Genomic DNA, 10,039 nt, shown 5'->3' on the forward strand with positions numbered 1-10,039 from the left:
TATCTCGATTTTAATTAATCTCATTATCTTACATTGATTTTCACTTCATCTACAATTAACTTACTTCCAACAGCACCTTGGAATATTGCTCCATTCTTGCTGGAAGAAAGCACTACGGCAATGCTATAACGGTACGCGTCGGCATCTAACTGGCTATATTCTTTCTTGAATACAAATGGCAGATCGAACTTCACTAAGCCATCTCCTTTTGTTGCAGAAGTTTCCTTCAATTGAGCAAGGGCTATGATATGCGGGCTATTCAACACATCTTTGTCGTTCAGCCAGGTTCTTCCTGCATCCTCTTTATCGTTTGCTGTAGCTTGCATCAACGCAACGCGATCAAATAATACAGCATAGATGTCACATTCATCCGTAACATTGACTTCTTTACCATTCATATCGATTACCTTTTTACCGGGTTCATATTTATAATAACCGGTCATGGAAACAGGGATTTTATTGAATGGGAGGCCAAAACGTGTCTGGATGTCTATGATACTTTTGGTAAACATGGAGCCAATGAACAGATTACCAGCCGCAATAGGCTTCTTCACTAAAGAACCTAAGAAACCAGTGGATTTAGTCTCCAGGTAAGCTGCATATTTTCCTGATTTCACCAATTTTGGATCATCGGTAGCTTGGGTTGGATAAGCTTTTTCGGTAGGATTAGAACCGGCTGTCAAGGCAAAGCCCGAGTTTCCGGAAGCCCATAGCTCTTGCTGAACGCCCTCTACCTCTTCATAGAAATAGATCCAGTTTTTCTTCTCGTCATGTTTGAACAGTTCGAAATCAAACATTTCAGGAACGGAGGATTCCAGTAAAGTCACGGAATATTGTTTTTTGTACTGTCCATCTTCAGAAGTGACCTCATAAAATACAGGGGCAGAAAAATCTTGGACCGAACCTGAGGCAGGAACCGAAGTTGCTCCAGGCGTTAAGTCAAAATCAAGGGCGAATTCTTTCAAATCCACTTTCCCTGGTTTGACATAGATAACAACGTTTCTGTTGTTGATGATAGGTTTGACATTAATCAAACTATCGGCGATGGAGACCTGAGTAATATCAGCTTCCATGTTTTTCGCCTCGTCTTTAATACAGCTAGAAATAAAGAACACGACCCCCAAAAGGGCCCAAATAAATTTTGATTGCGGCATGTTTTTAACTTACTTATAGTAGATATTCAAATGGGTAGATCTCCAAATGATTGGCAAAGATAGGATTATTTGACCCGTTTCGATTATTTCTGCCAATCATATTCTCTTTTGATTCAGCTTTTTTACATTAAAAACATGATTCATCATTTCCTTCCATAGGTTCATCACAAAAATTTAGGGGCCATCAAATTCTTCAATATTATTGTGTCAGGAATAAACAAAGGCAGAAAATTGAAAGTTATGATGTTTTATTATCTAATCCGATTCTTGACCAGCATATTCGAAACGAACTACCAAAACCAGTTGCAAGATCAACTCCTACATCCCATTGAATCATACTTCAACTTGCAGGAGGAGTATCCACATGGAACCATTCATCTCATTGATCACTTTCAGGAAACCTTGATGAACCAGGATCCCGATTTTCTAGGCTTTCCGATTCTTCCCTTCAATTATCCTCAAGAAAAATCCGCTTTAGGCTAATACTATTTTCTTTTTTATAATTTTATAACTCGATTATGAATTTAAGCAGCACTAGATCAAACCATAAAATGACCTTCAGGAGATTCATTACTGAATTCCTCTTCATTATCGGCATGTCATTGATTTTCTTTGTGATTTCCATGTCCATACACCGACATTTGGCCATTTTATTCCTCTATGCTCCTTTTGGCTACCTGCTATATGCCTTAAATAACTTTTCGCTCTTGGAGCTATTGGTCAAAAAGAAGATCACCAAAGTGGAGTACATCTTGATCAGCATATTGAGTGCAATCCTTATTTTTATCCCTTTCCTGATCCTTGTCCAACTTATACATGGACGATATAGTGACAAAATCATATTTGTAGGCGCCTTATTTGCTTCTGTTGTGATCTTGGCGACCTACTTTTACTTTTTCAGGTACCGAGCTGACAAAAAGACCATCGACTTCTTGAGAAAAGACTTGGGCAAGACCGCAGCGGAATATAAACTGATGCAATCTCAGGTAAACCCGCACTTTCTGTTCAATGTCATGAACAGCATCTATGGAATTGCCCTGCAGGAGAATGCAAGCCGCACTGCAGATTCGGTTCAACGGCTGAGCCAAATGATGCGTTTCCTGATCTTTGAAAACCAACAGGATCAAATCCCTCTTTCCAGAGATTTAAGTTACCTAAAAGAATATATCGCTATTCAGAGCTTAAGGACTGAGAGTGTTCCTAACGTCAAGATTGAACATGAAATCATAGATAGCTTGGATAGCCTGTACATTGCACCGATGCTCCTGATTCCCTTTGTTGAAAATGCTTTCAAACATGGCATCAGTATGAGCAAACCTTCCTGGATCAAGGTGAATGCAGATGTGGTCGATGGACAGTTGAAATTTTCCGTTTACAACAGCATTCACAAAAGCACCGGGACCGACCTGGAAAGAACGAAATCAGGAATCGGGCTGGAAAATGTAAGGTCTAGGCTGGACCTGACCTACCCTGACCGCTATATGCTGGTTATGGAACAAAACCAACAGGAGTATTTTGTTTTTCTGACCATTGACCTCGATGAAGTCCCTCATTCGGAGATAGCATCCAAAATGAACGAAAATGATTAAAGCCATTGCCATAGATGATGAACCGATAGCACTGGATATCATCAGGAGATACGCCGAACAAATTCCTTACCTAAATCTGGAAAAACAGTTCCTGAATGGTCTTGAGGCAAAGGAATATCTGCAACATAATGAGGTTCAATTGCTGTTCTTAGATGTGCGCATGCCAGACATCAATGGAATTGACCTATTCAAGGGCCTGGAAGAAAAACCACTCGTGATTTTCTCTACCGCCTATTCTGAATATGCCCTATCTGGCTTTGAACTGGAGGCATTGGATTATCTCCTAAAACCCTACACATTTGACCGCTTTGAAAAGGCAGTGATTAGGGCTAAGGAATTATTGGAACTAAAAGGTGTGATAGACAATAACCCAAGCTTATTCGTGAAGGACGGGTATCAAATGATAAAGATTGATTTGAAAGAGGTCTTGGCCCTTCAAGCCGTTGGCAATTATATTCGGTTCATTCTAGAAGGCCGTGAGGTATTGGCAAGGATGACCATCAAAGAATTTCTATCGGAGTGGGCAGATGATTCTTTTTTGCAGGTCCATCGTTCCTATATTATCAACACGAACAAAATCAATAAGCTAGACAGGCATTCCATCTGGATAGAGGATATGGAAATTCCCATTGGCGGAAGCTATTTAGAAGAGGTAAAGGAAAAGTTTAAACTTTAAGATAGTTTCTCACGTTCCTTCTTCGGTAAGCCTTGAACAATCAGCTCATAACTATGGTCTATTAACTCAAAGAGTTTTTGGTCGTTCAACTGCCTGTTAGCATGTACCGTATTCCAATGCTTTTTGTTCATATGGTAACCAGGCAAGACAGTATGTTCATATTTCTCCCTTAATTCAACGGCATACTCAGGATCACATTTCACATTAAAAGAAAGTTGGTCCACCTGGTCTAATCCTACCAGAAGAAAGACTTTCCCCAATACCTTAAACACTAAAGTGTCTGGACCAAATGGTGTCTCCTCTGTACTTTCCTTTTTTGCGATGCAATAATCCCGAAGCTCTTCGATGTTCATGAGTTGTAGTATTTAGTATTTAGTATTTAGTATTTAGTATTTAGTATTTAGATAAACAAAATAATGATTTATATCCATAATTAAACAGCCCCAAGGTCTAAATACTAAATACTCATTACTAAATACTAAAAAAGGAGTTGCCCATTTCCAGGCAACTCCTTTTCAATATAAGGGGGTAAACTTAATGTTTTATTTAACCTCTTCGAAATCTACGTCTTGCACGTCATCAGCGCCACCACCTTGGTTTCCGCCATTGTTTGCTTGACCAGCATCACCTTGAGCTTGTTGTTGACCGGCTCCTTGTTGCGATGCAGCGTACATTTCTTCAGATGCAGCACTCCATGCAGCATTCAATTCAGTAGATGCAGTCTCGATATCTGCGAAGTTTTTGTCAGCATGTGCTTTTTTCAACTTCTCTAGACCAGATTCGATAGGACCTTTTTTATCTGCAGAGATTTTATCGCCATATTCTTTCAATTGTTTTTCAGTTGAGAAGATCAACGCATCAGCAGAGTTCAATTTATCTACTTCCTCTTTTACTTTTTTATCAGCTTCTGCATTGGCTTCAGCTTCTTGTTTCATTTTCTTAACCTCTTCGTCAGATAGACCTGAAGAAGCTTCGATACGGATGTTTTGCTCTTTACCTGTAGCTTTGTCGATTGCTGACACTTTGATAATACCGTTAGCATCGATATCAAATACTACTTCAATTTGAGGGATTCCACGAGGTGCAGGAGGAATGTCTGTCAATTGGAAACGTCCTAACGTACGGTTCTGAGCAGCCATTGGTCTCTCACCTTGTAATACATGGATCTCAACAGATGGTTGATTATCCGAAGCGGTAGAGAAAACTTCCGATTTACGCGTAGGGATAGTTGTGTTGGCCTCAATTAATTTGGTCATTACACCACCCATGGTTTCAATACCTAAAGAAAGTGGAGTTACGTCTAATAACAACACGTCTTTTACTTCACCAGTCAATACACCACCTTGGATTGCAGCACCTAATGCTACTACCTCATCAGGGTTAACACCTTTTGAAGGCTCTTTTCCGAAGAATTTCTTAACAGCATCTTGGATTGCTGGGATACGAGTAGAACCACCTACAAGGATTACTTCGTCGATATCTGAAGTACTGAATCCTGCATTTTTCAATGCTGTACGGCAAGGCTCGATAGTACGTTCGATAAGTGGACCTACTAAGCTTTCGAATTTAGCACGTGATAAAGAACGAACTAAGTGCTTAGGACCAGATCCATCTGCAGTGATATATGGTAAGTTGATCTCAGTAGAAGTTGTGCTTGACAACTCGATTTTCGCTTTCTCAGCAGCATCTTTCAAACGTTGCAATGCCATTGGGTCTTTTCTCAAGTCCAATCCACCGTTTTCGTCTGCAAACTCGTCAGCTAACCAGTTAATGATAGCGTTATCAAAGTCATCACCACCTAAGTGCGTATCACCATCAGTAGATTTTACTTCAAACACACCGTCACCTAATTCCAATACTGAAACGTCATGAGTACCACCACCACAGTCAAAAACTACGATTTTCATGTCTTTGTCTGCTTTCTCAAGACCATATGCTAATGCTGCGGCAGTAGGTTCGTTGATGATACGTTCTACTTTCAAGCCTGCGATTTCACCAGCTTCTTTCGTTGCCTGACGTTGTGCGTCATTAAAATAAGCAGGTACTGTAATTACGGCACGAGTTACTTCTTGTCCTAAGTAATCTTCTGCAGTTTTCTTCATTTTTTGAAGGATCATTGCTGAGATTTCTTGAGGAGTATATTTACGGTCGCCAATCTCCACACGTGGTGTATCATTGTCGCCTTTTACTACTTTATAAGGAACTTTGTCGATTTCGCCTTTTGCCTCATTGTATGTAACCCCCATAAAACGCTTGATCGAGTAGATCGTGTTCTGTGGATTAGTGATGGCTTGACGTTTTGCTGGATCTCCAACCTTGCGTTCCCCGCCTGCTACGAATGCAACAACAGAAGGTGTAGTACGCTTTCCTTCGTTATTTGCAATAACTACCGGCTCATTACCTTCCATAACGGCTACACATGAGTTGGTAGTTCCTAAGTCGATTCCTATAATTTTTGACATATCTTGTTGTGTTTTCTTTAATGTTTAATGATTACTTATTCTCTATTAACAACGCTTATGCCAAACAGTTTTATCTGACTTTGTCATTCCAAAGTCGGAAAAATCTGCAAGGAATTGTCATTTGAGCGTGACATTCTGTCATTTTTTCTCAAATATTGGAATAATATGTATTTTTGGAAAAATTAATCCAACATGACTTTTGACGAATACCAGAGTTACTTCGAGGATATCTTAAACAATACCGAAAAACACGAAGCATACTCATCAAACCCTGACTATTTAAGTTACGCTAAACTCAATTGGTCCAGAATGAACAGATGGTTGAAAAAATTTGAACCATCAGCAGAAATGAAAGTATGCATTGAAAACATCAAAGATCCACAACACTGGATCTTAATCACAGAACCTTGGTGTGGGGATGCAGGGCACTCCGTTGCTCAGATCTATAAAATCGTAAAGGACAATCCTTTTATCGATCTTGATATTCAACTTCGCGACACTGAACCTTTTTTAATCGACGATTACTTGACCAATGGTGGAAAATCAATCCCGAAATTGATCATCCGTAATGATGTAGGACATGATAAAGTGGTATGGGGACCACGTCCAGATGCACTACAGGAAATCTTCGAAACTGAAAGAGCGGAAGGAAAACCCATGGAGGAAATCAAAGAAAACATCCAAAGATGGTATAACGAAGATAAAGGGGCAGAAATCCAAAAAGAATTGACAAAATTATTATCTGAATAAAAAAAAGCTGCAAATGCAGCTTTTTTTTATTCAGATATATTCCAATATAACCTTAATCCCTATAATGCCTTAAAATCCCCTTATCAAAAACCGTCCAAACTCCAGATGGCATATTTGCCTTTTTCAAAGCAGCATTAGACCAAGTATTACAGGAATAAAACAAACTGTAAGCTCCCTTAGCCTCATAGAATGCATCATCAGGACCATATTGCGCATTCGTCTCAATCAAAATAGGTTTACCATCCTCCCCCATATCCAAGGAATTCAGGATATAACTTTTCAGGACATTATACTGATTGCTATCGATATGAACTTTATAGCAAAGGTCATTTTCTTCCATCCGTTTATAGTAAGTGACATGCAGGGCAGTTTCACCAATACCCAAACCAGCTACCAAAGCAGTCTTTAAGGTCAGGTCCTTCCACTCAGGGGTATTCAGGTAAAAGCCTTTATCACCCCAACCAATAGAAACATATTGTTGATTCAAATCTTTTCCTTTATTGTTTTCAATGGGAAATACCTCTGTCCAGTCCTGTAATTCATTCCGAATGGGAAGCACGATATCGGTATGTACATCATTGGATAGCACATAAACCGTGATATTTTTAGGTTTTCCCTCTTTATCGGGCTTATCGGCAGAAATCCTTGACAAGACAGAATCTGCCGCAAAGTATAGACCTGCAAACACGATTAATCCAATAAACACATAGAGAAGGGCCATCATAACTTTCTTCATCATAGATCGATTAAAGAAATAAAGATATCAATATTGTGGAAAAACAAATGGCAGGACTATGCCTGCCATTCGATATATTTTTAAAACTTGGTATTAAAATAATTTCTGAGGGTATTCTCCATCAGCTACCAATTTTGAGATACTTTCCTGTACAATTGGTTTATCTTCCATATAAGTAACACCAAACCATTTCGAAGACGTTGGAATTACTTTAAAGTCAGCCTGTCCTTTTTTTACCATGTAATCAGGAACAGAAGGGATAAAGAATTCTGATTTAGGATTATCACCATTTTCTTCAACAAACTTAGGGAACATCTCCATCGCCACTTCAAAGATTTTAGGAGTAAAGCCCCAGAAGTTCATCGATACGCGTGCATCTGCTGGTAATTCATTTTTTACACCGTTCTCTTCAAAGACGATTTTCTTGTCGCCTTCAGTTTTATCATAATAGATGTTTGTTCTTTCCGTAACGGAAGCCATATGACCTTCAGGAGTCACCTCACATACACCACGAGAAACATAGCCATAGTCGGACATGGTATTGCCCAATGCAAATCCCATCAAAGACATGTGCTTATCATCCGCTTCATTGCTTAGGAAATCAGCCATTTTCTTAAAGGCATCAAAACCATAAAAATCATCAGCATTGATTACACAGAAAGGTCCATCAACTTCATCCTTCGCACTCATCACAGCATGAGCTGTACCCCAAGGTTTAGCACGTTCAATATCTTTATCGATTCCGAATTTTCTCAAGTTAAAATCTTGGAAAGCATAAGCTACCTCGATCTTACCTGCAAGCTTGGCGTCAAATTTCTCACGCATTACTGCTTCAAATTCTTCACGGATAATGAAAACTACTTTTCCAAAACCGGCACGGATCGCATCAAAAATGGAATAATCAATAATTGTTTCCCCATGTGGACCAAATCCATCCACTTGTTTTAATGAACCATAACGGCTAGCCATTCCCGCTGCTAGAACCACCAAAGTTGGTTTTCCCATAATGTAATTTTTTGTTTAGTACTCGATTTTCGTTTGCAAATATAATGTTTTATATATTATCTCTTTTTGAAGATAGAGTTAAGAATGCCATTGGCAATCTTCCCTAATAATTTCGCGCCCTCTCTCGCCAAAGTCCGGCTCGCCTGCGTCTGCGCCGCCTCCAAAGGCGTCTGTCTCCTAGATCCAGAGGACCTCGTTTTTCCTGCTGCTTTCTCTACCTCTTTCTGTGCCGCTTCGGCCTCTTTCTTTGCTTCAAAAGACTTCATGCGCTCCTCAATGATTTCCGATGCAGTCTGTCTTTCCACTCGTTCCTGATATTTCGAACGGTAATCCGAATTCTGAACCAATTCCTCATACAACTGAGGGCTACATGGCCCCATTACGGCTCTTGCAGGCACTAAATGCGTGGCTACCACTTCTGTGGGAATACCCTTATCATTCAAGACCGTCACTAAGGCCTGACCAGTTCCTAAGGATGTCAAAACCTTATCGATTTCGTAAAACTCCGATGTAGGATAGGTCTTCACTGTTTTCCTGAGGTTGTCGGCATCGTTCGGGGTAAATGCTCTCAAAGCATGTTGGACCCTATTTCCCAATTGTCCTAATACAGATTCAGGAATATCCGTTGCCGCCTGTGTACAGAAAAATACCCCTACTCCTTTTGAACGGATCAATCGAACGATTTGCTCGATCTGCGTCAGGAAAGCCTTCGATGCTCCATTAAACAATAAGTGTGCCTCATCAAAGAAAAACACCAATTTAGGTTTATCTAAATCGCCAACTTCGGGCAATTTCTTGAATAATTGGGCCAAAAGGCTCAATAAAAATGTGGAAAATAATAAGGGTTGGTCTTGGATATCGGAAATGTTCAACAAGGTGATCACCCCTTTTCCATCCACTTTTCCAAACAGGTCCTGTATATCAAATTCTTTTTCACCAAAGATATGGGCAAGGCCCTGTTGTTCGATGGCGACAATTTTCCTTAAGATCGTATTGGCACTTGCTGTCGAGATCTTACCATAATCATTCTTGATTTCCTCAGCGCCGGGCCCATCAGATAGGTAACTCAGCAACTTTTTGAGATCCGGAAAATCGACGATAGGCAACTGCGTATCATCTGCATATTTAAAAATTGCACTCAATACACCGGCCTGGGTATCGTTTAGGTCCAAGATACGGGCCAGTAGCACCGGACCAAAATCCTCGACCGTAACGCGCATTGGTGCTCCTAATTTTCCGGAAAGAGAGAACAATTCTATAGGGAAACTTGCGGGTTCAAAAGGAATTCCAACTGCATTTCCACGTTCTATCAGGGCATCATTGGTTTTTCCAGGTTCCGCTAATCCCGATAAATCCCCTTTTACATCCAACATGAAAACCGGCACACCGGCATCCGATAGTTGTTCTGCAGTCAACTGCAGGGTCCGGGTCTTACCTGTTCCGGTCGCTCCTGCAATCAGACCATGTCGGTTCATCATCTTTAAAGCGAGGTTTACCTTAGCTGCTGTTACAATCTCCCCATCAAGGATACCAGAACCTAATTGTATAAATGGCCCCTTGGGATTATAAGAGGCGGTTATCTTTTCAATAAATTGTTCTTTCATAAGTTATAGCCTTAATATGCTAATTGAATTAATAAATAAAGATATTATTATTCAAATTAAGAT

10 protein-coding genes are annotated in these 10,039 nt (G+C 40.0%); 4 read left to right on the forward strand and 6 right to left on the reverse strand.

What is annotated here, in order from left to right:
• Nucleotides 1-23: 23 nt before the first annotated feature.
• Entirely contained in the window at nt 24-1,154 is a 1,131-nt protein-coding gene (locus ACWIB3_RS17045) for a PCMD domain-containing protein (RefSeq protein WP_454292214.1), read from the reverse strand.
• 240 nt (nt 1,155-1,394) lie between these two features.
• Between ACWIB3_RS17045 and ACWIB3_RS17050 the strand changes: the two genes are divergently transcribed.
• The 3 genes from ACWIB3_RS17050 to ACWIB3_RS17060 are packed head-to-tail and all read left to right on the forward strand — an operon-like array spanning nt 1,395 to nt 3,419.
• On the forward strand, nt 1,395-1,637 hold the full coding sequence (locus ACWIB3_RS17050; RefSeq protein ID WP_254529060.1) for a hypothetical protein: 243 nt from the start codon (nt 1,395-1,397) through the stop codon (nt 1,635-1,637).
• A 35-nt stretch (nt 1,638-1,672) separates the two neighbouring features.
• Nucleotides 1,673-2,743 carry a sensor histidine kinase gene (locus ACWIB3_RS17055; protein WP_185213954.1) on the forward strand — a complete coding sequence of 357 codons (1,071 nt, stop codon included), beginning with the start codon at nt 1,673-1,675 and terminating at the stop codon, nt 2,741-2,743.
• Entirely contained in the window at nt 2,736-3,419 is a 684-nt protein-coding gene (locus ACWIB3_RS17060) for a LytR/AlgR family response regulator transcription factor (RefSeq protein ID WP_185217328.1), read from the forward strand. The genes ACWIB3_RS17055 and ACWIB3_RS17060 overlap by 8 nt, the downstream gene beginning before the upstream one ends.
• Here the strand turns inward: ACWIB3_RS17060 and ACWIB3_RS17065 are convergent.
• Complete coding sequence (locus ACWIB3_RS17065) at nt 3,416-3,772, reverse strand: MmcQ/YjbR family DNA-binding protein (RefSeq protein WP_254529058.1); 357 nt, start codon at nt 3,770-3,772, stop codon at nt 3,416-3,418. The two genes, ACWIB3_RS17060 and ACWIB3_RS17065, sit on opposite strands and share 4 nt — an antisense overlap.
• A 189-nt stretch (nt 3,773-3,961) precedes the next feature.
• Complete coding sequence (gene dnaK / locus ACWIB3_RS17070) at nt 3,962-5,881, reverse strand: molecular chaperone DnaK (protein WP_313189466.1); 1,920 nt, start codon at nt 5,879-5,881, stop codon at nt 3,962-3,964.
• Nucleotides 5,882-6,073: 192 nt separating this feature from the next.
• Here dnaK and ACWIB3_RS17075 point away from each other — a divergent pair, with 192 nt between their 5' ends.
• The gene (locus ACWIB3_RS17075; protein WP_185213950.1) at nt 6,074-6,631 is read left to right on the forward strand and encodes a thioredoxin family protein; all 558 of its coding nucleotides are present in this window, start codon (nt 6,074-6,076) and stop codon (nt 6,629-6,631) included.
• A gap of 52 nt (nt 6,632-6,683) precedes the next feature.
• Here ACWIB3_RS17075 and ACWIB3_RS17080 read toward each other — a convergent pair whose 3' ends face one another.
• The 3 genes from ACWIB3_RS17080 to ACWIB3_RS17090 all read right to left on the reverse strand — a co-directional run bounded on the left by ACWIB3_RS17080 (nt 6,684) and on the right by ACWIB3_RS17090 (nt 9,976).
• Entirely contained in the window at nt 6,684-7,370 is a 687-nt protein-coding gene (locus ACWIB3_RS17080) for a TIGR02117 family protein (protein ID WP_237235641.1), read from the reverse strand.
• Nucleotides 7,371-7,460: 90 nt separating this feature from the next.
• Nucleotides 7,461-8,372, reverse strand: coding sequence for a sugar phosphate nucleotidyltransferase (locus ACWIB3_RS17085; RefSeq protein ID WP_313189469.1), 912 nt, complete (start codon nt 8,370-8,372; stop codon nt 7,461-7,463).
• 56 nt (nt 8,373-8,428) lie between these two features.
• Nucleotides 8,429-9,976, reverse strand: coding sequence for a helicase HerA-like domain-containing protein (locus ACWIB3_RS17090; RefSeq protein ID WP_313189470.1), 1,548 nt, complete (start codon nt 9,974-9,976; stop codon nt 8,429-8,431).
• Between the last annotated feature and the right edge of the window lie 63 nt (nt 9,977-10,039).

This window comes from Sphingobacterium sp. NPDC055431, assembly GCF_053644255.1.

Excerpts from the sequence above, each read along its gene's own strand:
- ACWIB3_RS17055 (WP_185213954.1), top strand. The coding sequence starts at position 1,673 with ATGAATTTAAGCAGCACTAGATCAAACCATAAAATGACCTTCAGGAGA.
- ACWIB3_RS17065 (WP_254529058.1), bottom strand. The coding sequence starts at position 3,772 with ATGAACATCGAAGAGCTTCGGGATTATTGCATCGCAAAAAAGGAAAGT.
- ACWIB3_RS17060 (WP_185217328.1), top strand. The coding sequence starts at position 2,736 with ATGATTAAAGCCATTGCCATAGATGATGAACCGATAGCACTGGATATC.
- ACWIB3_RS17075 (WP_185213950.1), top strand. The coding sequence starts at position 6,074 with ATGACTTTTGACGAATACCAGAGTTACTTCGAGGATATCTTAAACAAT.
- ACWIB3_RS17085 (WP_313189469.1), bottom strand. The coding sequence starts at position 8,372 with ATGGGAAAACCAACTTTGGTGGTTCTAGCAGCGGGAATGGCTAGCCGT.
- ACWIB3_RS17050 (WP_254529060.1), top strand. The coding sequence starts at position 1,395 with ATGATGTTTTATTATCTAATCCGATTCTTGACCAGCATATTCGAAACG.
- ACWIB3_RS17090 (WP_313189470.1), bottom strand. The coding sequence starts at position 9,976 with ATGAAAGAACAATTTATTGAAAAGATAACCGCCTCTTATAATCCCAAG.
- ACWIB3_RS17080 (WP_237235641.1), bottom strand. The coding sequence starts at position 7,370 with ATGATGAAGAAAGTTATGATGGCCCTTCTCTATGTGTTTATTGGATTA.
- dnaK (WP_313189466.1), bottom strand. The coding sequence starts at position 5,881 with ATGTCAAAAATTATAGGAATCGACTTAGGAACTACCAACTCATGTGTA.
- ACWIB3_RS17045 (WP_454292214.1), bottom strand. The coding sequence starts at position 1,154 with ATGCCGCAATCAAAATTTATTTGGGCCCTTTTGGGGGTCGTGTTCTTT.